At 51.7% G+C, this 24,125-nt stretch carries 20 protein-coding genes; 2 read left to right on the forward strand and 18 right to left on the reverse strand.

Annotated features, from left to right (window positions below; all coding sequences use genetic code 11):
* Window positions 1–142 precede the first annotated feature (142 nt).
* On the forward strand, window positions 143–607 hold the full coding sequence (locus tag D5269_RS09135; protein WP_166545163.1) for a GNAT family N-acetyltransferase: 465 nt from the start codon (window positions 143–145) through the stop codon (window positions 605–607).
* Between the two features lie 26 nt (window positions 608–633).
* On the opposite strand, the gene D5269_RS09140 is transcribed toward D5269_RS09135, so the two are convergent.
* The 7 genes from D5269_RS09140 to D5269_RS09170 form a co-directional block, all read right to left on the reverse strand.
* Window positions 634–1,845 (reverse strand): FprA family A-type flavoprotein, encoded by a 1,212-nt coding sequence (locus tag D5269_RS09140; protein ID WP_120485091.1) that lies wholly within the window; start codon window positions 1,843–1,845, stop codon window positions 634–636.
* Between the two features lie 77 nt (window positions 1,846–1,922).
* Window positions 1,923–2,081 carry a rubredoxin gene (gene rd, locus D5269_RS09145; protein WP_016317798.1) on the reverse strand — a complete coding sequence of 53 codons (159 nt, stop codon included), beginning with the start codon at window positions 2,079–2,081 and terminating at the stop codon, window positions 1,923–1,925.
* 95 nt (window positions 2,082–2,176) lie between these two features.
* Window positions 2,177–4,999: an excinuclease ABC subunit UvrA gene (gene uvrA / locus D5269_RS09150; protein ID WP_016317797.1), complete on the reverse strand. Its 2,823-nt coding sequence runs from the start codon at window positions 4,997–4,999 to the stop codon at window positions 2,177–2,179.
* Window positions 4,986–5,513, reverse strand: coding sequence for a GNAT family N-acetyltransferase (locus tag D5269_RS09155; RefSeq protein WP_016317796.1), 528 nt, complete (start codon window positions 5,511–5,513; stop codon window positions 4,986–4,988). The genes uvrA and D5269_RS09155 overlap by 14 nt, the downstream gene beginning before the upstream one ends.
* 15 nt (window positions 5,514–5,528) lie before the next feature.
* Window positions 5,529–7,538, reverse strand: a complete 2,010-nt coding sequence (gene uvrB, locus D5269_RS09160; RefSeq protein ID WP_120485092.1) for an excinuclease ABC subunit UvrB — start codon at window positions 7,536–7,538, stop codon at window positions 5,529–5,531.
* 213 nt (window positions 7,539–7,751) lie between these two features.
* Complete coding sequence (addA, locus tag D5269_RS09165) at window positions 7,752–11,285, reverse strand: helicase-exonuclease AddAB subunit AddA (RefSeq protein WP_120485093.1); 3,534 nt, start codon at window positions 11,283–11,285, stop codon at window positions 7,752–7,754.
* Complete coding sequence (locus D5269_RS09170; protein WP_158604923.1) at window positions 11,278–14,616, reverse strand: PD-(D/E)XK nuclease family protein; 3,339 nt, start codon at window positions 14,614–14,616, stop codon at window positions 11,278–11,280. The genes addA and D5269_RS09170 overlap by 8 nt, the downstream gene beginning before the upstream one ends.
* A 138-nt stretch (window positions 14,617–14,754) precedes the next feature.
* On the opposite strand from D5269_RS09170, the gene D5269_RS09175 reads away from it, so the two are divergent.
* A complete protein-coding gene (locus D5269_RS09175) occupies window positions 14,755–15,159 on the forward strand; it encodes a bacteriohemerythrin (RefSeq protein WP_016317792.1) in 405 nt (134 codons plus the stop codon).
* A gap of 62 nt (window positions 15,160–15,221) precedes the next feature.
* Here the strand turns inward: D5269_RS09175 and D5269_RS09180 are convergent, their stop codons facing one another.
* The 11 genes from D5269_RS09180 to D5269_RS09230 form a co-directional block, all read right to left on the reverse strand.
* Window positions 15,222–15,749 (reverse strand): 2-oxoacid:acceptor oxidoreductase family protein, encoded by a 528-nt coding sequence (locus D5269_RS09180; protein WP_120485095.1) that lies wholly within the window; start codon window positions 15,747–15,749, stop codon window positions 15,222–15,224.
* The gene (locus tag D5269_RS09185) at window positions 15,749–16,504 is read right to left on the reverse strand and encodes a thiamine pyrophosphate-dependent enzyme (protein ID WP_016317790.1); all 756 of its coding nucleotides are present in this window, start codon (window positions 16,502–16,504) and stop codon (window positions 15,749–15,751) included. Before D5269_RS09185 ends, D5269_RS09180 begins: the two co-directional genes overlap by 1 nt.
* Window positions 16,504–17,574, reverse strand: a complete 1,071-nt coding sequence (locus D5269_RS09190; RefSeq protein ID WP_022788308.1) for a 3-methyl-2-oxobutanoate dehydrogenase subunit VorB — start codon at window positions 17,572–17,574, stop codon at window positions 16,504–16,506. The genes D5269_RS09185 and D5269_RS09190 overlap by 1 nt, the downstream gene beginning before the upstream one ends.
* 19 nt (window positions 17,575–17,593) lie before the next feature.
* Window positions 17,594–17,800, reverse strand: a complete 207-nt coding sequence (locus D5269_RS09195; protein WP_016317788.1) for a 4Fe-4S dicluster domain-containing protein — start codon at window positions 17,798–17,800, stop codon at window positions 17,594–17,596.
* Window positions 17,801–17,840: 40 nt separating this feature from the next.
* On the reverse strand, window positions 17,841–18,521 hold the full coding sequence (locus D5269_RS09200; RefSeq protein WP_120485096.1) for a ParA family protein: 681 nt from the start codon (window positions 18,519–18,521) through the stop codon (window positions 17,841–17,843).
* Between the two features lie 275 nt (window positions 18,522–18,796).
* Window positions 18,797–19,444 (reverse strand): precorrin-8X methylmutase, encoded by a 648-nt coding sequence (locus D5269_RS09205; protein WP_120485097.1) that lies wholly within the window; start codon window positions 19,442–19,444, stop codon window positions 18,797–18,799.
* A 10-nt stretch (window positions 19,445–19,454) separates the two neighbouring features.
* Window positions 19,455–19,985, reverse strand: coding sequence for a cob(I)yrinic acid a,c-diamide adenosyltransferase (locus D5269_RS09210; protein ID WP_120485098.1), 531 nt, complete (start codon window positions 19,983–19,985; stop codon window positions 19,455–19,457).
* The gene (locus D5269_RS09215; protein WP_120485099.1) at window positions 19,982–21,487 is read right to left on the reverse strand and encodes a cobyric acid synthase; all 1,506 of its coding nucleotides are present in this window, start codon (window positions 21,485–21,487) and stop codon (window positions 19,982–19,984) included. The genes D5269_RS09210 and D5269_RS09215 overlap by 4 nt, the downstream gene beginning before the upstream one ends.
* Window positions 21,484–22,539: a threonine-phosphate decarboxylase gene (locus D5269_RS09220; protein ID WP_120485100.1), complete on the reverse strand. Its 1,056-nt coding sequence runs from the start codon at window positions 22,537–22,539 to the stop codon at window positions 21,484–21,486. The genes D5269_RS09215 and D5269_RS09220 overlap by 4 nt, the downstream gene beginning before the upstream one ends.
* The gene (gene cbiB, locus D5269_RS09225) at window positions 22,536–23,543 is read right to left on the reverse strand and encodes an adenosylcobinamide-phosphate synthase CbiB (RefSeq protein ID WP_120485101.1); all 1,008 of its coding nucleotides are present in this window, start codon (window positions 23,541–23,543) and stop codon (window positions 22,536–22,538) included. Before cbiB ends, D5269_RS09220 begins: the two co-directional genes overlap by 4 nt.
* Window positions 23,530–24,123 (reverse strand): histidine phosphatase family protein, encoded by a 594-nt coding sequence (locus D5269_RS09230; RefSeq protein WP_016317781.1) that lies wholly within the window; start codon window positions 24,121–24,123, stop codon window positions 23,530–23,532. Before D5269_RS09230 ends, cbiB begins: the two co-directional genes overlap by 14 nt.
* Between the last annotated feature and the right edge of the window lie 2 nt (window positions 24,124–24,125).

The raw sequence follows: 24,125 nt of genomic DNA on the forward strand, positions 1-24,125 counted from the left end.
ATTTTAATCTTTTTAATTCCATATTCCTGATTATATCTCTTTTTGGCAAAATTTCAAATGCTGTTGCCCTGCCATCCAGTGTTTTTTGACATGCAGACCCTATTGTGCTATCCTTATTTAAAAATGCGAGGAGGTCTTTACATTGCAATCTGAGAGAGTGGTGTGCCTACGAGATCATCCAGAACTTGCGGATGCCGCAGCCAAATGGTTTCACCAGAAGTGGGGTGTTCCTCAGGAAGCTTATGCACAAAGCATCAGCGAATGCCTGCAAAAGAATACAGCAGTTCCACAATGGTATCTCGTTATAAATAGAAAGGAGATCATTGCTGGGATCGGTGTCATTGAGAACGACTTTCACAACCGTAAAGATCTGGCGCCAAATGTATGCGCTGTCTACGTCGAAGAAGCATATCGCAATCGGGGCATTGCGGGCAGAATGCTGCAATTTGTATGTGACGATTTACAAGCCAGAGGCGTCGATACGCTTTATCTCATCACAAACCTCACTTCCTTCTATGAACGGTATGGATGGGAATTTCTGTGTATGGCTCAGGGAGACGGTGAGCAAGCGTTATCCAGGATATATCTACACAAAAGCCTGCGCTGAAAAAACAGCACAGGCTTTTTTACATATCAGCGGATTGAGAGCGTTTCCCCGAATGCCTTCCCGAGTTCAGCAGCCTTTTGCAGGTCCTCTTGGGAAGGAACAAAGCAGACCTTCATACCTTCGCCAAACACCGACATTTTCAGACCAGTGACACGAGCAATCAGATTAGGGACAGCTTCACCGCTCCATCCATAGGAACCGAACACCAGAACAGGCTTCTTCTTATTATTGATCACATCTACATGCGCAAGCAGCGACCAGACAGGCGGAACCGCTTCGCCGTTGATCGTCGGGCTGCCGAGGGCGAACGCATCAGATCGGTTGAGTAGGTCGGAAAGCATCCCCATATCGTAGTCGATGATGTCATAGAGATCAACAACTGCATCCGGTTTAGCCTCCAGAATACCCCGCCGGATTTCCTGCGCCAGAATACGGGTATTGCCATACGCCGAGGTATAAAAAACCGGAACGGTCAGCTTCTCGTTTTTATGCGGCTGGCTCCATTCTGCGTATTTCTCGATTGTATAACCAAGGCGCCCATCTTTGGTGAGTACCGGACCATGGCTGGTGCAGGCAAATTCAATCGGAAGGTCTTTGATCTTCTCAAGTCCAGCCAGCACATAGGGCTTGAATGGACCAAAAATTGCGTCATAATAACCTTTGAACGCCTGTTCATACTTTTGGGGGTACGCCATATTGTAATCAAATAGATAAGGCTCACAGTAATGGGCGCCGAGGAAATCACAGCTAAAGAGTGTTTTTTCCTCTTCAATCCAAGTAAACATCGAATCGGGCCAGTGCAGGAATGGCGCGGAGATAAACTTCAACGTCTTTCCGCCAATGTCCAAGGTATCCCCGTTCTTGGCAATCTGCAGCTTGAGATCGGTGCGGTTGGTAATGTTCTTCAGATAGATGGATCCACCTTGTGAAACAATGATAGTTGCATTGGGGATCAATTCAAGAAGCTGCGCAAGACAGCCTGAATGGTCCGGCTCGTTGTGGTTAAGCACAATATAGTCGATCTGCTCAGGGTCGATCACCTCACGGATGTTCTTGAGGTACTGCTCAAAATAGGTTTTATGGCAGGACTCAACCAGAACATTCTTTTCACTGCCTTTTACCAGATAGGAATTATACGAAGTGCCGAAATCAGTTGTCATAACGATATCAAACACCCGCATATTCGGATTCAGGATGCCGACCGAATAGATGCTTTCCGTAATTTTTGCAGATGGCATAATTTCACATTCCTCCGGATATTTAGGATAAAGTATACGGCCATCTGATTGCTCAAATGGCCGCAAAAATCACAAGCTCAGGCTTTCTCAAACTGATCCTTGCCAACCCCGCAGAGCGGACAGACAAAATCTTCCGGGATATCTTCCCACTTGGTTCCAGGGGCTATCCCTGCATCCGGCTCCCCTTTTGCCGGGTCATAAGCATAACCGCAGACACTGCAAACATACTTTTCCATATTACAAAACTCCTTTGCTAAAAAATATCTTTAGGGTTACAGTGCAATGTGGCAAGTATACCACAAAGGTCTATATTTGTAAATACCCTGATGCTTTATCTTAACAATTTTTTGAGATACTGCCCAGTATAGGAAGCAGGAACCACGCAGACCTCCTCAGGCGTACCTGACGCAACAACCGTCCCGCCCTGATCCCCTCCCTCGGGGCCGAGGTCGATGATATAGTCAGCGGTCTTAATGACTTCGAGGTTGTGCTCGATTGTGATAACTGTATTTCCGGAATCCACAATCTTCTGCAAAACGTCGATCAGCCGATGTACATCGGCTGTGTGCAACCCGGTGGTAGGTTCATCCAGAATATAAACTGTTTTCCCGGTCGGACGCTTGGAAAGCTCGGTCGCTAGTTTGACCCGCTGCGCTTCCCCGCCTGAAAGGGTGGTTGCGGGCTGTCCAAGTTTGACATATCCGAGTCCCACATCATAAAGCGTCTGTATCTTGCGTGCAATCTTGGGCAGATTTTTGAAAAACTCCAGCCCTTCCTCTACAGTCATATCCAATACATCATAGATGGATTTTCCCTTATATTTTACCTCAAGGGTTTCACGATTATACCGTTTGCCCTTACAGACCTCGCAGGGCACATAGATATCAGGCAGGAAATGCATCTCAATACAGACGATCCCGTCCCCTTCGCAGGCTTCACACCGCCCGCCTTTGACATTGAACGAGAACCTTCCCGATTTATAGCCGCGCATCTTTGCATCATTGGTCTGTGCAAAGACTTCCCGGATATCGGTAAATACACCGGTATAGGTCGCAGGATTGGAGCGTGGTGTACGTCCAATCGGCGACTGATTGATGTCAATCACCTTGTCGATTAGTTCGATCCCTTCAATATCGGCGTGTTTTCCTGGTTTCACCCGAGGATTGGTCAGTTCATGGGTCAGGCGTTTGAACAGCACTTCGTTAATCAGCGAGCTTTTCCCAGATCCTGAGACACCAGTCACCGCAGTAAAGGCCCCAAGCGGAATATCAACATCAATTCCTTTAAGATTGTTTTCCTCCGCACCGCGGATTTTCAGAAAGCTGCCATTTCCTTTCCGCCGAGCCAGCGGAACCGGTATCTGCTTTTTGCCGGACAGATACTGCCCAGTGATTGATTCAGGGCAGTCCTTGATCTGTTCGAGGGAACCTGCACAGACAATTTCTCCGCCATGTACGCCTGCACCCGGTCCAACATCCACAATATAGTCCGCTGCACACATCGTGTCTTCGTCGTGTTCCACGACAATCAAAGTATTTCCCAGATCGCGCAAACGTTTCAAGGTCGCGATCAGCTTGTCATTGTCCCGTTGGTGCAGCCCAATCGACGGCTCATCCAGAATGTAAAGCACTCCCATCAGAGAGGAACCGATCTGGGTTGCAAGCCGAATTCTCTGGCTTTCCCCACCCGAGAGGGTTCCGGAAGAACGGGAAAGGGTCAAATATTCCAAACCGACACTTCGCAGAAATCCAAGCCGCTCTTTAATCTCTTTCACAATCAGCTCAGAGATCATCTGCTCCCGATCAGTCAGCTCCAGTTTGTCAAGAAATGTGAGTGCCTGCACCACCGACATCCGACAGAACTGGCTGATATTCAGCCCGCCGACTGTCACAGCCAGAACGGTTTTGTTCAGCCTGTCTCCATGACAGGAAGGACACTCCACACTGTTCATCCACGTGGTGATCTCCTCCCGCATCCAGCTCGAGCTGGTTTCACGGAAACGGCGCTCCAAGTTGTTTACAATTCCCTCAAAATCGGTATAGTAGGTGCCTTTGGTTGACCCGGTTTCCCGATGCATCTCGATCTTTTCCCCGTTGGTGCCGTAAAGCAGCAGATCAATCGCTTTTTTTGGCAGATTCTTTACTGGTGTATCAAGCGAGAAACCGTAGTGGTTGGCAAGCCCTTCGAAGTACATCTGTGCGATACCGCCTTCAGAGTAATACCAGCCTGATGCGCGGATCGCGCCTTCCCGGATGGTCAGCTTTTTGTTGGGGATAACCAGATCAGGGTCAACTTTCAAAAAGGTACCAAGTCCGGTGCACTTGTCACAGGCACCATAGGGCGCGTTAAATGAAAACATGCGCGGAGTCAGTTCTTCAATGCTCACCTCGTCATGTTCAGGACAGGAGTAGTTCTGGGAAAAGAGCAGCTCCTCCTCCCCAGCCAGCACGACGACCAGACCACCCGACAGGCCAACCGCAGTTTCGAGCGAATCTGCAAGCCGGGACTTTATTTCTTCCTTGAGCACCAGACGGTCAACCACAACTTCAATCGTATGCTTCCTGTTTTTTTCCAGCTTGATCTCTTCTGAAAGATCATAAATACTGCCATCCACCCGAACCCGCACATATCCCGACCGGCGGGCCGCGTCGAACTCCTTTATATGCTCCCCTTTTCGCCCACGAACGGTCGGGGCCAGAATTTGGAGCCGAGTTCCCTCTGACAAGCTCATTACCTTGTCAACCATCTGGTCAACAGTTTGCTGTTGGATTGGCCTGCCGCAGATCGGACAATGCGGAATTCCGATTCGTGCATAAAGCAAACGAAGATAATCGTAAATCTCGGTGACCGTCCCAACGGTAGAACGAGGGTTTTTTGAGGTGGTTTTCTGGTCGATTGAGATCGCCGGAGACAGTCCCTCGATGCTATCTACATCAGGTTTTTCCATTTGGCCCAGAAACTGTCTGGCATAACTTGATAAGCTCTCAACATATCTCCGTTGACCATCTGCATAGATGGTATCGAATGCCAGAGAACTCTTTCCCGACCCAGAAAGCCCTGTAAAGACAATTAGCTTGTCACGTGGGATTTCCAGATCGACGCTTTTCAAGTTATGTTCCCGCGCGCCTTTTACTACTATTTTATCTAAAGCCAACCGATTTCCCTCCAAACCATGCATAAACACAGGAGTCAAGAATCTGCCCATTCTTGCATACGTTCTTTTTCAGAACCCCTTCGAGCTGGAACCCCGCTTTCTCCAGTACCCTGCGGGAACCGGCATTGCTTGCAAACGGTTCCGCAAAGATACGAACCAACCCAAACATAGGAAATGCCTCCGCACAGGCCCGTTTCACCACTGCGGACATGATCCCTTTCCCCCAGAACGGCTCCCCGAGGAAATAGCCGAGTTCCGCCGTTTTGCAATAGATGTCGCTTTCCGGCAGAATGCTCACGCATCCCACCGCTTCCCCGCCCACTACAATCGCCCGGATATATTTTGGCTGGGTATCAGTGGGATCCAGACAGGATACAATAAATGCCTGCGCATCCTCTAAACGGTATGGATTCGGAAAGCTGTCCCGCAGGTTGCGGGCTACCGCAGGATTGTTTGCATATCGACAGAGTGAATCCATATCCTCCATGCGCCACTCTCGAAGTAAAAATTTCATCACAACTCCCCCTCTTTATTTCGGTACTCGCGCTCTGCCAGGATGGTTTTTGTCCTGCTCCTGTTTGAGTTTGGTGATCTTGTCGCGCAGGTAAGCGGCGTGCTCAAATTCCAGAATCTTTGCCGCATTTCTCATCTCAGCGGTTAACTTTGCGATCAACGCTTCCCGTTCCTTGTAGCTCATTTTTTTGCTGGATTTTTTCTTTCCGCCGGCTGTTTCATCCTTGGCAGAAATCTCCAGAACATCACGAATCTCTTTGGTGATCGTCTTTGGAGTGATCCCATGTTCCCGATTATAGGCAAGCTGGATTTCCCGACGACGGTAGGTTTCACGGAGCGCACTTTCCATCGAATTGGTCACGCTGTCTGCATACATGATGACCTTGCCCTGTGCATTACGCGCCGCACGTCCGATCGTCTGTACGAGAGAAGTCTCGCTGCGCAGGAATCCTTCCTTATCCGCATCCAGAATCGCGACAAGCGAAACCTCCGGTATATCCAATCCTTCCCGCAGCAGGTTGATGCCGACCAGCACATCGAATTCTCCGAGTCGCAGATCGCGGATGATCTCCATTCGCTCGATCGTGTCGATGTCGTGGTGCATGTAGCGGATTTTAACACCCATATTTTCCATATAAGCGGTCAAATCTTCTGCCATCTTTTTGGTCAGCGTGGTAACCAGCACCCGCTCCCCGACCGCTGTACGCTGGTTGATCTCAGAAAGCAGGTCGTCGATCTGCCCTTCAACCGGACGAACCTCGATCTCCGGGTCCACCAAGCCGGTTGGCCGAATCACCTGTTCAACAATCTGTGCACTTTTGCTGCGTTCTAATTCGCCGGGGGTCGCGCTGACAAATATGATCTGGTTCAGCTTGCTGTAAAACTCGTCAAAGCTGAGCGGACGGTTATCGAGCGCAGAGGGCAGACGGAATCCGTAATCGATCAGGCTGGTCTTGCGGGCGCGGTCTCCACCGTACATTCCCCGCACCTGTGGCAAGGTGACATGTGATTCATCCACAAAGAACAGGAAATCTTTTGGAAAATAATCGAGCAGAGTGCACGGGACGCTGCCCGGCTCGCGTCTCGAGATCACCCGCGAATAGTTCTCAATCCCTTTACAGAATCCAATCTCCTGAAGCATTTCAATGTCATAGTTTGTGCGCTCTGATATTCGCTGGGCCTCGATCAGCTTGTCCTTGCTTTTGAAATAGGCGACCCGTTCATCACATTCCTGGCGAATATCTTCGATCGCGACTGCCATTTTTTCCGGAGGCACGATATAATGAGAGGCTGGATAAATCGCAACATGGTTGATGACATTTTTAACCTCCCCGGTCAGGGTGTTGATTTCGGTAATCCGGTCAATCTCATCCCCGAAAAACTCCACCCGGATTGCAGTATCCCCCGAGTAGACCGGGAACACCTCCACTACATCCCCGCGCACCCGAAATTTGTTGCGTACAAAATTGATATCGTTGCGCTCATACTGGATTTCCACCAGTTTCTTTATCAGTTCGTCCCGGTCTTTGGTCATACCGGTGCGAAGCGAGATTACCATGTTATGGTAATCGATCGGGTCTCCCAGCGTATAGATGCAGGAAACGCTTGCCACAATAATCACGTCCCGACGCTCCCCAAGTGCGGCAGTTGCCGAATGGCGCAGCTTTTCGATCTCGTCATTGATCGCGGAATCCTTTTCAATATAAGTATCGGTGTGGGCAATATACGCTTCAGGCTGATAGTAATCGTAGTAGGACACAAAATATTCTACCGCGTTGTGCGGAAAAAACTCCTTAAACTCGGAACAGAGTTGAGCTGCCAGTGTTTTATTATGGGCGAGGACAAGGGTTGGACGGTTGACGTTGGCGATGATATTTGCCATCGTAAATGTTTTTCCCGAGCCGGTAACTCCAAGCAGGGACTGTTCTTTCATCCCGCTCAAAACCCCTTTGGTCAGCTTTTCGATTGCCTGTGGCTGATCCCCTGTCGCCTGATAGGGCGCTACAAGTTCAAATCGTTCTGGCATCGTCCACGCCTCCTTTTCCATTTGAGTTTTAGTCATATCTTAAAAACACCAGAATGTGCAAGCACTCTTCCAGTATGGACCATGCTGGATGTCTGCATACAAGGAACATAAGTTCCAATTACCCAACTATACCATAAAAAGACTTCTTCTGCAAGTGGTTTTCTGCAAAAAGCGTCGAAATCCCGGACCAGTTTTCAGGTCCGGGACAAAAATTTAAAATGAAATAGATTTTCCGAGTGCAAACGAATAGATGACGCATTCCTTAACCCGCACACCAAGGCTTTCTCCGAGCACCTGACGGTAAAGTTCGAGCTGGATTCGGTAATGTTCGGAAAGCTCCTGCACATCCTTGACTCGGTCACTCTTATAGTCAACGATAACCGCCTCCCCCTCTTCCAGAAAGACACAATCGGCAACCCCTTGGATTGCAGTTTTTCCCTCTGCATCAAACAGATCAACATACGTGCCCAGAAGTTCCTGTCCCGCTTCTACGAGAAAGCGCAGCTCCCGGTAGACCTGTTCAGAGGAGAAAATCCTCTCTGCAAGTTCACTGGAAAAGAAAGTATACAGCTTGTCCGGATCAACTGCATCCGCTTCTTCGCGGGAGAGGAACCCCTGCGCAGCCATACGGGCGATCTCAGCAACAGGGTCTTCCGCCGCAGCCCGGTAATCTGCAAACTGCATAAACTTGTGCAGCGCATTCCCACGCTGGGCACCAGTTAACCCATCTTTTGACAAAAAGGCCGGCCGCCGGGTAAACCGGTAACTCTTTGCAGCCTCTCTCTTGGCGATCTGAGAAACTGCCATCTTGGTTGGAATGAGGGTCTGCATTCGAAATGGATAGGCGTAGGAGAGCTGATCCTCCAGAATGGAGGCAAGGCTGGGATCGGGTTCCGGCAATCCAAACTCTTGAATCGCTTCTTCTGGCGTCTGGCTGTCCCTAAGTGGAGTAACCCGCAATACAACCGGGGATGAATCCAGGACTGTGTTGGTCTCGATCCCCCATGCAGAAAGCTGTTTGGCGAGGCCAGGGTGGTGAACTGCTGCCATCAGGAGCCAATCCAGATAGCAGGACGCACCCCGTACCGGATGAGGCGGAAGCCTGCCCTGCTGGTCGGTTTGCACCACAAGCCCAGCCAGTTTTTCCGGCACCTTCTTTTTCGAAATCCCGGTGATAATCAGCCGTTCCTTTGCGCGGGTCAGGGCAACATAGAGAACCCGAAGCTCCTCCGAAAGAGAGGAACGCTCGATCTCGAGGCGAAGCGCCTGCATTGGCACTGTGCTGAACTGTTTCATCAGTTCAAAATCCCTTCGCACACAGGCAAACCCCAGCTCGGAATGAAGCAGGGTATTCTGCCACAGGTCCTCCTTATTAAACTGTTTTGCAGTGTCACAGAGGAATACTACCGGAAATTCAAGTCCTTTTGAACGGTGGATACTCATAATTCGCACGACGTCTGCCTGTTCGGAAAGGCTTACCGAAGGAGACAAATCGCCGCCACGTTCCAGCAGGCGGTCCAAAAACCCCACAAATCCGGACAGTCCTTTGTAACCGCTTGCGTGGTAGTCGCAAGCGTACTGTACGAGCAGCAGCAGATTAGCATATCGAGCTTGTCCCATCCGCATAACGCGAACCTTTGCAGGATAGTCAAACCGGTCGTAGATCTTCCGTATCACCTGATCGGCTGTAGAACTGGACGCAAACTGCCGCAGTGTGAAAATCGCCTCAACTAGTTCCTGACAATGAACATCCCCATTTTCAGCACATCCATTCACTGCGGTCCAAAGCGGTGCCCTGCGCCGCTCCAATCTGATCCGTGACATCTCATCGGCGGTAAACCCTAAAAAAGGAGAAAACATCACTGCCGCAAGATCAATGTCCAGCAGCGGATTTTCGATCACCCGCAACAGGGAGAGGACTGGCGCGATCTCGCGCGTTGTGAGGAAGCTGCTTTTCGGTTCTGCCCATACGGGAACCCCTCGTGCGGAAAGTGCTTCCTGATAGAGTTGAGCTTTTCGTGAAGGGGAGCGCATCAGGATGCAGATGTCCTTCGGCGTGATCCGGCGCATCTCCTCCCCGTCCGCGACCAGTATGCCGGATGTAAGCAGTCCCGCAATCCGTTCCGCGACAAAATCAGCTTCCAGAGCATCACGCGCCTGCTCCCCGGCATATTCCGAAAGGTCGATCAGGTCAATTGTACATCCTTCGCGCGGATAGTCAGGGAACTGTGCACCCGCTACAAGCTCTTCCTCCTCGTTGTAAGCGATCTCCCCTAGCTTTTCACTCATTAGTGAGCGGAAGAAAAAGTTAATGCTTCCAGTGATTTCGGGTGCGCTCCGGAAATTTTTCCCAAGCACAATTTTGGCTGGGAACCGGATGCCATCATAGGGTTGATATTTTTTCTTCTTCTCCAGAAACAGCTCGGGCATCGCTTGTCGGAATCGATAGATGCTCTGCTTGACATCTCCGACCATGAACAGGTTCTCCTCTCCTTTGGAGACTGCCCGGAACAGAATCTCCTGTGCTGCATTGGTGTCCTGAAACTCGTCCACCAGAATCTCGTCGTAAAGCTCTGACACCGACTCTGCAAGAGGTGTCCTGCTGTATCCCGCCCCTGCTGGTTTGACCAGAAGCTCGATCGCATACTGTTCCATATCCGAAAAGTCCATCAGGTTGCGCTGCTGCTTGGCATCTGTGTAAGCCCGGTCGAACGCCTTGACCAGCTCGAACAGAACCTCTACCATCGGACGCAGGAAAGCGATATCCTCCGAGAATTCTGCAGCCGTTGCGCAGAACTGTTTGTCCCGCAGGTCTTCAATCAGTTTTTTCACCTGACTGCGCATCCCCTGAACCGCTTCTTTCCGGCTGCCTCCATTCCGCAGCGGAGAGAGCTTGTCGAACGAAAAGGCATCCAGCTTTTCGCAGATACCATCCCACCGACCATCACAAACCCGCTCGAAAAGCTGCTCCAGCTGGGACAGATCATGCAGGAAGCCATCTAAATAGGCTTTAGACATCGCTTCGTCCAGCTCGATGACCGCGAGCGATCGCCGGGTCAGGCCAATCGCATATTCGACGGCTTCCCGCGCATATCCAAGGATACTTTGCCCCCAGATGGTTCCTTCCACCGGGAGTGTACTGTCGTAAAAGCCGAGCTTGTGGTCTAGCCAATCGTTGTAAAACGGATGAGACCGCACAAAATCATAGAGGCGAAACAAGGTAGAAAATACCCGGCTGTCATCCCTTCCGGAGCTAAGCAGCTCAACCAGACGGGCAAAGGTCCCATCCATACCATCTGCGTGGAATCTTTCTACCGTTTCACGTGCAATGTCACGGCGCAAAATTTCCAGCTCTTTTTCGTCTCCTGTGCGCACATTGGAAGAAATTCCTAACTTTTGGAAGTTGGTTCGGATCAGTTCCAGACAAAACGCATGGATCGTGCTGATCTGCGCTCGCTCCAGAAGAAGCTGCTGTCGCTGCAAACGTTCATCAGTAGGATTTTCAGCAATCATTCCACTAATCTTTTCCATAATCCGCTGCTTCATTTCGAGTGCAGCTGCATTGGAAAAGGTTACCACCAGCATTCGGTCGGCATCGATCGGATTGTCTGCGTCCAAAATACGACCAATCACACGCTCGACCAACACTGCAGTTTTTCCGCTTCCTGCCGCTGCTGAAACGAGCACAGTACCACCGCGAGCCTGGATTGCATCCATTTGCTGTGGTGTCCATTTTTTTTCAGACATCTGTTTCTTCCTCCTTTTTCAGCAGCTCCAAAGCAGCTTCCAGATCGAACGACCCTAGGCGACGCACTGGGTCACCATCCTCATGAGCACAGATATTGTGATAATCGCACCATTGACAGGGCGTATAATCCTTCAATCCATCCACAGGGGTGGCTTCTACCCGGCCTTCGTGCAGGAAGTTTGCCAGATCGCGCAGATTTTGCTCAATCTTTCTCTGGATTGTCCCCATCTGGGCCAGTGTCGCCAACGGACTGGACGAGGTATACCCTCCATCCTTTTTAGAGCGTACTGGGATAAAAACACCAGCTAGATTTGGCTCCATAGCCGAGAGCGACTCCCTGTCCTCAAGCAGAAGCCCATTCATACGGAGCAGCTTTGCCTGTTCCGTTATGACTGCCTCTGCAGGAGTGTTCCGCTCGACCGAGACGATCTGGTCCCGCGCAGGCAGATAAAGTACACCTGCAGGAATGGACTGGGCATTGCCCTTCTCCTGATCGGAACAGATCGAAAACAGGTAAATCAGCATCTGCATATTCAGGCCAAAACAGACATCCGACAGGTTGAAGCCCTTTCGACCGGACTTGTAGTCGACCACCCGCACGTATCTTTTTTCTCCGCGCTGGTAAACATCCACACGGTCTACCACCCCTTCGACAATCACCCGGGTGCCATCTGGTGTACGCAGATCAAGCGGTTTGACCTGTGCATCCATGCGGATCGGCATCTCAAACGCTTCCGGCTCAAACAGGCTCTGCACAAATTCCGATGCAAGGCGCTTGAGCAGGCGTACCAGTGTATTCACAAGCCGGCGAAAAAGATATTTAAACCGTTCTGGCATCCCATCAAAATCCTGAATTTTTGCAGACAGATGCTCCTGAACCATTGCAGCGACCTCTTCGCGCAGCTCGCTGTCTTTGCGGAAAGCGAGGCCGCGTCCTCCATATTTACGCACCATCTGTTCAAGCACCAGATGAATGAGCGAACCGGAGGCAATCGGATCGAACTCGACCCGGCGGCGCGCACGCAATTTAAGCCCTGATTCGCAGAAATAAGAAAACGGGCAGTTATAATACCGTTCAACCCGCGACGGAGAGAGACGGAGCTCTTCGCCAAACAGGCGGCGCGCAAGACGTGGTTCCTGAATCCGGAAAGTCCTTCCCTGGCTGGCAGCTATCAGGCTGTCCAATTTCTCGCAGGAGTGCTTAGAGAACCAGTTCCGCAGCACTGCCTGTCGCTGGGAAAGCTCCTGCCAGCTCTGGGCCATCAGGTCAAACGCGGTCGTTACATTGCAGGCACGTTCAAGCGGGTCCTGCTGGCAGGAAGAAACCGGGGGCCTCTCCAAAATTTTTTCTACCTGCGCAACCGCCGATGATGGTGCAAGGCCCGCTCCTGCGGTATTTTTTTGGGGATAGGTCAGCCAAAGCTGTTCAGATGCTTGTGTCAGAGCAAAATAGACATAGTATTTTTCAAAAAGAGCCTGTTGCTCCGGGATACGCAGCAGATCAATCCCCTGCTCCTTGAGAAGTCCACGTTCAGATACCGAAAAAATACCGCCCGCCGATGCCCAGAGCGGAAACTCCCCCTCATTCAAGCCGATCACAAAGACTGCGCGAGGTTGGTGAGGGCGGATACGGTCTGCCGATCCCACGATCACCTGATCAATCGTCTGTGGCAATATCCCAATATCAATCTGTACTGTCCCCATACGGAACAGGTCGATCATGCGGACAAGCGGCTGATGCAGCCCGGAGAGCACACCACCAAACACATCAAGCAGTTCGACAACCGCATCCCAAACCTGCGCTGCTGTATCCAGAAATTGCTTTTCTTCAAGTGAGGACATTCCCTGTACGTAGGATTGCAGATGTTCCGCTGCACCAGATGATTCCAAATAGTGAAACACAGCAGAAGCAAACCCCTTCCCGTCACAGCCCTCAAGCGACCGCATCAGCAGGTCAACCGGTTTTACAAGACGCTCCCGGGTTTGATTCAGCCGGTCGAGCCGCGCGGACTGCTCTGGAGTAAAATCTTCCTCCATCCCATCCGGATGGTTGACAAACGGTTGATTCCAGCTTGAACCGGTAATTCCCCATGTGAAGCAGTAATTTTCGAGCGCTCCTGCTTCGATCGGGTCGATACCGGTAATACAGTTCTTGGCAAGAGAAAGCATCGGCTCCGAAGAAAACCGGGTACGGGCAGCTTCCAGTGCACAGAGCAGACCGCTGATGATCGGGTGAACCTGCACGTCTTGGCGGATATCCGCAAAAAACGGGATATCGTATCGTTCAAATACAGTCTGAAGCGGAACCAGATACCGATCCATACTTCGTCCAATCAAAGCGATTTCCCGATATCGGTAGCCATCCCGCAAAAGCAAATATATCTGTGACGCGATATATTCCAGCTCGTCATAGATGTCTTCACAGCGGATGATCTGAATATCCTGTGTACTAGAAACACTGGTAGGTCGCAGCTTCGGAAATTCTTCCGCGAGACGGGCCAGAGCTGGACTTCGAAACCGGTGCGGAGTTTCCAATATCACCGGTGCCGAAACTCGGCATCCACGCTGTCTGGCAGTTTCGATCAGGCGGTTGGCAGTGCGCGCAGGTGCGGTAAAAACCCCGGTATCTGACCGATCAGCCAATCCCGAACAGGTCAGTGCAGCAAACACTTCCGGGCTTTTTTCCAGAATTTTTCCGATCAACTGCCATTCTGCACCCATGAATGCCATAAACCCGTCGATGAATACCCCGTACCCGGCAAAAAAATCCGTGTCTCCCAACCGTTTGACTGCTCGCATCAGGCTGTCGTCCGGATCGCTGTATCCTCGGTCGATCATTGCCTGATAAACCTCAAAAATGAGAGCGATATCCTCGAGCTTGTCGGAAAAGTCCCGGTCTCTGCTTTCCAGTGCAGCTCTGCGAAGAGAGTCGGGCGCTGCCCCGGCCGTTTTCAGTTCGCTGACCGTTTCGCACATCGCCCCGATGAATGCCGCGCTTCCACTGTTTTTCCCGTAGGCTCGCAGCTCACCACCCAGTTCATCCAGAGCCGCACTCATCACCAAATATTTTGCGGTTTCATTCATATGGATGCCCGCCAGGCCACCCAATTCCCGAAAAATTCGGTCACAGAGACGTGTGAAACTGAGCACTTCAACCGAAAGTGCATTTTTGGCCCCCAATTTCCGGCAGAGCACCTTTTCACTTTCAAAGGAAGCCTGTTCTGGAACAAGCAGGATCGCCCGCCCGCCCCGCTCCACCCATTGCTGAATATGGTGATAAAGCAGCGTCGTTTTTCCTGTCCCGGAAGTTCCAAGAAACAGATGCAGCATCGCTTGTCCTCCTAACAAAATCTTAATTAAATAAAAACTAAAAAAGGGGTTGAAGCATATACAAAAAAAGTATATAATAGGGACAATCCAGCAAAACATTCAACCAATTTTAGGAACCAGAAAGGAAGTTGCTTTGTCATGGCTTATATGTGGACCAAAGATCTAGAGACTGGAAACTCGATGATTGATACGCAGCACAAAGAGCTGATTAGAGCGATCAATGATCTGCTTCAGGCGTGTTCCGCAGGCAAGGGCCGCGCGGAGATCGAAAAAACAACCAAATTTCTCTTTGACTACACCAACAAACACTTTGGAGATGAGGAACGCCTCCAGATGCAGTATGGCTACCCTGATATGGTAAACCACAAAAGATATCATGAAGAATTCAAGCGGACGGTGCGGGATCTTACCGACCACCTCAACAAGGAAGGTCCAACGGTTGCCCTTGTCGGAAAGGTCAACAACAGCATTGCCGGCTGGCTGATTAACCATATCAAAGTCCAGGACGTCAAGGTTGCCGCACATATCCGTTCCAAGTCGTAATCTATCCCTTCCTGTTCATAACCAAAAGCCTCGGGTGCATTCTGCATCCGAGGCTTTTCTCTTTACAGGCTCATGCCCAGTTTCATCGCCTGAATGTTCGGCTCCGCCAAATGCTGTTTTTTCGGCGGAATACATTTCCGAATCGCCTGCTCCACCGAATCTACCGATGCGAACTGGCTTTCCGCCAGCGCCTTTCCCAGAAGGATGATATTAGATAGTCCTTCCAGATTCTGCTCGCTGGCCAGCGTTGTCGCAGGGACATAGAAACAGCTAATATCGGTACGATCGCAGGTTTTGTCGATTAAAGCACTGTCGATAACCGCAATCCCCCCCGGGGTAACTGTACCAATAAACTTGTCATAAGATGGCAGATTCATCACAATCAGCAGCTCCGGATTGAGCACCAATGGAGAACCGATCGGTTGATCGGAAAGACAGACCGAACAGTTTGCAGTGCCTCCCCGCATCTCTGGACCATAAGAGGGCAGCCATGACACCTGTTTATCCTCCATGAGGCCGGCATATGCAATGATCTTTCCGGCGAACAGGACTCCCTGTCCACCGAATCCAGCCAGAAGCATATTTGTCATTACGGTCTAACCCCCTTTTCGGTCTTATCTGCATAAACGCCCAACGGATAGTAGGGCATCATATTATCGCGCAGCCATTGCAGAGCTTCCACAGGGGTCAGCCCCCAGTTTGTCGGGCAGGTGGAAAGAATCTCAACGATCGAGAACCCTTTTTTTTCGATCTGACAGGTAAACGCTTTTTTGATTGCCGCTTTTGCCTTACGGATATTCGGCACCGAATCAACCGCTACCCGCTCCGCATATGCAACACCGCTCAGGGTGGAAAGCATCTCGCAGACCCGCACCGGGAATCCGGCGGTTGCAACATCGCGGCCATACGGGGTGGTCTGGGTGACCATACCCGGCAGGGTGGTCGGTGCCATCTGTCCGCCGGTCATGCCGTAAATGCCGTTGTTAACAAAAATAATTGTGATGTCCTCGCCGCGGGTCGCTGCGTGGACTGTTTCCGCAGTACCGATCGCCGCAAGATCCCCATCCCCCTGATAGGTAAAAACCACGCTGTCAGGCAGCGAACGCTTGATACCGGTCGCGATCGCCGGGGCACGCCCATGCGCAGCCTCGACCATGTCACAGGCAAAATAATCATAAGCCATGACCGCGCATCCAACCGGCGCGATCCCGACCGTTCTTCCTTCTACATCCAGTTCATCGATTACTTCCGCGACCAGCTTATGAATCACCCCATGTGTGCATCCGGGGCAATAATGGGTAGGCGTCTCCACAAGTGCGTGGGGTCTCTGATAAACGATAGCCATTACCGGTCACCTCCCGCTAATTTCCTGATCTCATCCAGCACCTCGTTCGGGGTGGGTACGATACCGCCGGTATGCCCAAAGAATGCAACCGGAGCTTTCCCGTTAACAGCAAGGCGTACGTCGTCCAACATCTGCCCCATACTCATCTCAACACAGAGGAACGCTTTGGCGGTATCCGCAGCTTTGCTGATCGCTTCGGTCGGATACGGCCAGATCGTTTTGGGCCGGATCAGGCCGACCTTGATACCCTGTTCCCGCGCGGTGTTGATCGCGCTGCGTACAATCCGTGAGGTCGCACCATAGGCCACAACCACATACTCCGCATCCTCAAGCAGGTATTCTTCCCACTGCGTATGTTTCTCCTTGACGATCTCATAGCGCTTGAACCGTTCAAGAACCGTCTGCTCAAGCTCATCGGGTTTCAGATAAAGCGAGTTGATGACATTATGTTTGCGCTTGCCCTGATGGCCGCAGGCTGCCCAAGAAAATTTATCGAACGGTTTGACCTGCTTTTCCGGGAAACTGATTGGTTCCATCATCTGGCCGAGCATACCATCTGCAAAGAGCATTGCGGGCATCCGATAGGTGTCTGCAAGCTCGAACGCCTCGAAGACCATGTCCACCATCTCCTGGATCGAAGAGGGCGCAAATACAAGGATGTGGAGATCACCGTGGCCTGGGGCGCGGGTGGCCTGCCAGTAGTCTGCCTGTGAAGGCTGGATTCCACCGAGGCCCGGACCGCCGCGCTGAACATTGACAATCAGACAAGGCAGGTCGCAGCCCGCCAGATAGGAGATCCCCTCCGACTTGAGCGAAATGCCCGGCGAGGAGGAGGAAGTCATGGCGCGTACGCCGGCAGAAGCCGCACCGTAAACCATGTTGATTGCAGCAACCTCGGACTCCGCCTGCAGGTATGTACCGCCGACCTTCGGCATACGTTTGGACATATAGGCCGCAACTTCGGTCTGCGGCGTAATCGGATATCCAAAGAAATGATGGCAGCCCGCCTGCAAGGCCGCTTCTGCGAGCGCTTCATTCCCTTTCATCAGTACTTTCTCACTGGAAGCCAATAGATTTCACTACCTTTCACTATTTCTCCACGGTAATTGCGCAGTCTGGGCAGATAACCGCACACATCGCACAACCAATGCAGCTTTCCATGTCGGAAACAACCGCGGGGTGATACCCCTTGATGTTCAGGACAGACTTATCAAGCAGGATAATCTTTTTCGGACAAACCGTAACACAAAGGCCGCAGCCTTTGCAGATACTGTGGTCAACCGTCATCTTTGCCATATCTTCAGACACCTCCTTGCCGGGCATGTGTAAGCGCACATTACACTTCCCACGGCTTTTTTACATAAACTCTTACAGGGTAAACCTCGCTGTCAGGAATCATGCTTCTGACTTCCCCGGAAAATTCCTCCGGAACTGCGGTAAACAACAGTGGAAGACCATAACATGCTGCTGTTTCCTGTGCGAATAACAGTTTATCCGCAATCACCTGCGGAGTGGTCATCTCCCCGAGATTGGAGTTATTGACTACCGCAGTCGCTTCAAGACGGGATGCGTTCTGGATCTCTGAAAGCAGGCTGGATGCTTCTGCTGCGGTGCGGGTCAGGTACCGGTAACCGTTCACAACATAAAGCATGTCACAGCCACCTGCCTCCTGAATCGCTGCACTGTAGCGACCAAGCGCTGCCGCGCCTGCATCATCCCCACCGACATCAATTACGATCTGCCTGTCAGTATCCAACACTGCGTCCAGACGGGCTGTCAGTGCAGGGATATCCAGATTGGTGCGTGCATAGGGAGGGGCGATCATCTCGATACCGTTCTCTTCCAGCAGCCCGGTAAAATCCGCGCTGCGGAAATAGGGATTGACAATATCGAGATCGGCGAGAGCCACCTCTTTTCCCGCCTTGCGAAAATCCATTGCCAGATTGACCGCAAGGTTGGTTTTCCCGCTGCCATAGTGCCCGACAATAACCAGGATTCGTTTGAGCTGTTCGAGCAAACATCCACCCCCGTCTTTATACTTTAGATTTTCTTATTATAACATTCCTGCTCTTGTTGCACAACATCTGACCGCGAATTTTGTAGAATCGTTTGATTTTACTTTAAATTGGTGTCATGACAAAGTGCAATTTCTACAAAAATAGCTTTGTTTTATCCTGCGGTTTATTTGTCCATATTTTCCACATCACAAGGACATATATACAAAAATCCCCCGAAATTTCATCGAGGGATTTCCACCGTGGACAGATATGCACAATTCAATCACCTTGGAATTCACATTCCGTAAAGCAGCGCATTTACGATTGCAGCCGCAACATTGCTCCCTCCTTTTCGCCCACGCGCAATGATGTGTGGAGCTTGGATCTGTCCTGGTCCTCCTGTAACAAACAGCTCTTTGGACTCTACCACATTGACAAATCCGACCGGCACTCCTATCACAAGTGCAGGAGAAAGTTTCCCTTCGGCGATCAATTCATACAGCCGCACCAATGCTGTCGGCGCATTCCCAATCGCAAAAATCAGTTCCCGGTCAATCCGGGAGGCTTTCTCCATACTGGCAACCGCACGAGTGGTGCTGTTGTCTGATGCCAGCCTGACAACATCCTGATCAGCTATGAAACAGAACACCTCTCCCCCATATTCCGCAAGCCGTTTTTTGTTGATACCCGACCATGCCATCCGGGTGTCTGTGACGATACACGCCCCTCTCCGGATCGCGGCGCGTCCTTGTTCCACCGCATCTGGGGAAAAGGACAGGGTTTGCGCATAGTCGAAATCCGCGGTGGTATGGATCACCCGCCGGATTACCGACTCATTCTCCGGTGCAAGGTGAATGCCTTGTTCGAGCAGAATTCTGGAGATCGTCTCCATGCTCTGCCGTTCAATCTCAGAGGGCTGTGTATATTTCAGTTCGATTTTCATAAGTATCCCCTCACAATTCTATCCCCGTTCGGGCGGGGATTCCCTGTTCATATGGATGTTTGCGGCTGCATATCTCAGAAAGATAATCCGCCCGGCCGATTAGCCAGCCGGGCGGATTTCGGCCGGTCAAAACCAGCTCGAGCGGTTCCGGCTTCTGCTCGACAAATGCACGCAAAAGCGCTTCGTCAAGTGTACCGGTCGAAACCGCATTGATTGCTTCATCGAGTATCAGCAGGTCGTACCCTCTCCCCTGCCCTACCCGATAGATAATCTCCTGCAACATCCGGTTTTGCACATCCCGGGTCTGATGCAGCTCGGATGCGTCCATCTGGAACGTGAACTTTCTCACTCCCTCACACCGCAGGATGGAAACCTGTTTCAGTTGCTCCAGAATACGCAGCTCTCCCGATTTCCCATGCTTGAGAAACTGCGCAAACAACACTCTCATTTCCCGTCCGGCAGCGCGTACCGTCAGCCCGACTGCCGCAGTTGTTTTGCCCTTTCCATCTCCATAGTAGAGATGGATCAGCCCTTGCTTCACATAACTCCCTCCTTCAAAATTCGATAGATCTCCTGTAAATCAATATGTTCCCGTACCCCCTGGGCCAACAGATCGAACTGCGCTTCCCGATAAGCAACTGGATCGGGGATCGAAATAAGTGATGGGTCCACCCCCTTAGCGGTACAAAGACAGGACACCAGCGCAGAGACTGTCTCCGCGCGATCAAACAGCCCATGCAGATAGCTTCCACAGACCGTCCCGGAATATGCTCCGTCCGGCTTTCGGATTCCATCCTGGGTCTCTACCCAGAGAAGCGGGACTTCGGAGTACGTCTCTCCCATATGAATCTCGTATCCCTCTAGCGGAACGCCGGACAGACCTGCAAACCACCCATCAAGCGTTCCAAAAGCGCCCCTTACCTGTGTACGGGTCTTCTGACGGGCAAAAACAGTATCCACTGGAAGCAGGCCGATCCCGGCCAGCTCTCCCCCATGCTCTACCTCAAACGGGTCGCGAAGCCGTTTTCCAAGCATCTGATACCCCCCACAAATTCCCAGTACTGCACCACCCGCAGCAGCAAATTTTTGGATTGCTGCTTCCAACCCGCACTGCCGCAGCCAAAGCAGGTCGGACATGGTGTTTTTGGTCCCTGGCAGGATCAGCAGGTCTGGAGAGCCGAGTTCAGCTGTGGAGTGTACATATCGTAGGCTGATCCCATCCGCAGCTGAAAGTGGGTTGAAATCGGTAAAATTGGAAATACGCGGCAGACGGACGACCGCAATGTCGAGCAAACCAGGGGTACCGCGCTTATAAAACCGGTCGGACAGACTGTCCTCATCGTCAATATCCACATCCAGACAGGGCACTGTGCCGACCACTGGTACCCCTGTGATCTGTGCGATCTGTTCCAGCCCAGGCCGAAGAATCTCAATATCCCCCCGGAACTTGTTGATGACCAAACCTTTCACCATCCTGCGCTCGTCTGAATCGAGCAGGAGCAATGTTCCGGCGAGCGAGGCAAACACCCCACCGCGGTCAATATCTCCGACCAGCAGCACAGGCGCACCAATCAGTTTGGCAAGCCCCATATTGACGATATCATCCGTCTTGAGATTGATTTCAGCAGGGCTTCCCGCCCCTTCCACCACAATAATGTCATTTTCCGCTGCTAGACTTTCGTAAGCCTGCATAATCTGCGGGAGGAACGAACGCTTTTTTGCGAAATAATCTCGTGCACTCATCGTCCCGACCACCTCACCATTGACAATCACCTGTGACCCAGTGTCGCTCGATGGTTTCAGCAGAATCGGATTCATCCGCACCGATGGCTCGATTCCTGCCGCCTGTGCCTGTACCGCCTGTGCGCGTCCCATCTCCAACCCTTTCCGGGTGATATAGGAGTTAAGCGCCATATTTTGGGATTTAAAGGGGGCGACACGATAACCATCCTGCCGGAATATCCGGCAAAGTGCCGCCGCAAGCAGACTTTTTCCTGCATTGGAAGCCGTCCCCTGTATCATAATTACCTTTGCCCGTTTCATTTTGTGCCAAGCACCTCCTTTATTGCCCGAATCAATCCGGCATTTTCTTCATGCATTTTGACTGCAATCCGATAGAACTGTCCATCCAACCCATGATAATTGCCACAACTCCGAATCAGGTATCCCTTGTTCACCAGTTTCTCCCGTAAATCGCAGCATCCTTCCAACTTAAAGAACAGATAGTTTGCCTGTGAACCAAAACAGACTGCCCCTACAGAATGCAGTTCGGTTTCCAGATAGCTCCGTTCCCGGTGTACCAGTTTCCTTGTCTGCTCCAGATAGGCAGAATTACACTCCAGCGCAGCCAATCCCGCAATCTGCGCCGGACCAGAAACATTCCAGGGCGGTTCACAGATCTGGATACGCTCCAGAACCGTCTGATCAGAACAGAGCAGGTATCCCAGCCGCAGGCCGGCCATCGCATAGAGCTTGGTAAACGCCCGCAGCAAGAGCAGATTTGGAAACTCCGCTAACCGGCCCTGCAAGCCCTCCTGCCCTTTCGGAAGGAACGGAAGGAAGCATTCGTCAACCAGCAGCAGGATACCGAATTTTGCACATCGGTTTAGAATCTGCATAAGCAAGCCATGATCGATTGGAAGTCCGGTCGGGTTGTTCGGGTTACAGAGCACCACCAGATTCAAAGCTGGCTCTATCTGTTCGAGAACCCGTTCAGTGAGCTGGAACCCCTCCGATTCCTGTAACAGATGTCGCTTTACGATGCACCCAACCGCATCCAGCGCAGATTCATATTCAGAAAAAGTCGGGGCTGCGATCAATGCACGCGCTGGGCGCAGAGACAATGCAATCCGATACAGCAGGTCCGCCGCCCCATTTCCGCAGTGCACCCAATCTGTATGCACCTGATCCCGGACGGCAATCCTTTCACAAAGTGTCCGACAAAGCGGGTCCGGATACCGCTCCCAGCACTCACTGGCATGAAAAAGGGCCTGCCTGACTGAAGCAGGCAGGCCAAGCGGATTGGTGTTGACCGAGAAATCAATTGGCGGACTTGTATATCCATACAAATCGCCGCCATGAACAAGTCCTTTCATACCATCCCTCCCAAAAAAAGGCTGAAAAGCATACGCGACGCACCGAACAGGAACAGAGCTGCGGCTGAAGCTGCATACATCAATCGGTTCGCACGCTGGATGTCCTCCGGTTCTACCGGGCGAAGGCTGTCTCCGATCATTGGTTTTCGCACCAGCCGACCACCGTACCATGCATCTCCGGCGAGCTGTACACCCAACGCACCTGCACAGGCGGCTTCGGTCTGCGCGCTGTTGGGGCTTGCGTGATTCCGGCGGTCCCTCCGCCAGGTGCAATATGCGCTTTTTCCATCAAGCCCGCACAGCCGCGCGGTTGCGATCATCATCAATGCGCAGAGCCGGGACGGAACCAGATTGAACAGATCATCCAAATGTGCGGCAGATTGTCCGAACCAGAGATAACGGTCGTTTTTGTATCCGATCATGGAATCGAGCGTATTGACCGCCTTATAGCAAACACCTAACGGAACACCACCCAGCAACAGATAAAAAAGCGGTGCAACCACCCCGTCAGAGGCATTCTCGGCAACTGTCTCAACTGCGGCTTTGGCCACCCCATCGAAATCGAGTGTGCCGGTATCCCGCCCAACGATCCAGGAAACCGCATATCGCGCATCGGTAAGGTTTCCCGCGTTCAGAGCATCGAATACCCGCATACTCTCCTTTTGAAGCGCGCGCGCCGCAAGCATCTGATAACAAATCAGTGTTTCCACTGCAAGTCCGATCGCTGGATGAACCCACCTTGCCAACGCCACAACTGCATAAGCAATCCCCGTGGAGACAGCCAAAGTCAGCAGTGTGGTCAGGATACCGCCAGCCTGCTCCCCTTTTTTTCCCTGTGGAAATAGCCTGCGCATACCCGCTTCAAGCAGAGAGATCAGGCGACCGATCCAGCGCACCGGATGCGGAAGCCAGTGCGGGTCTCCGAACAGAAGATCAAGCAGAAATCCGAATGCAACCGGAGCGACCGGAGCGACCGGATTCCAAAATACGTCAAACCGGCTCATCTATCCGCGTTACCTCTCGCAACATCCGGCCTTTTGCCCATTGTTCTTCGGTTACGCAGGCAGACCATCCACCGAGGTTGGGCACCTGCCAGTCATAGAATGGTTTTCCTTTGGCGAACCGCTCCATAACTGCCATAATTGTACCGCCGTGAATCACAAATGCAACTCGGCTGATTTGATCCCGAAAACAGTCTTCGATCGCCTGTGCGAAGCCGTTACAGCAGCGTTCCCGGAATCCCCTTCCAGATTCCCCATTGGGCGGAGCGGCTTCTCCGCCTGATGCGATCCACTCCTGATATTCGGGCAGGGCTTCTAGTTCTCGGTGGCACTTTCCCTCGAAATCTCCGAAATCACATTCCCGCAGGCTGTCGAGCACCACTGGCTGTTCCCCTGGATAAAGAATTTGAGCAGTCTGCCGGCAGCGAAGCAATGGGCTGACATAAACCCGCTCCGCCATCGGATAGGCGAGATTACAAAAGCAGGCGACACCGGCCTGGGAGAGCGGCTGATCGATGCGCCCAATGTACCTTCGTTCGATATTGCCCTGTGTCTGGGCGTGCCGGATCAAAAAAATCTCCAATG

This window comes from Anaerotruncus sp. 1XD42-93, from assembly GCF_009917605.1.
GTDB lineage: Bacteria > Bacillota > Clostridia > Oscillospirales > Ruminococcaceae > Anaerotruncus.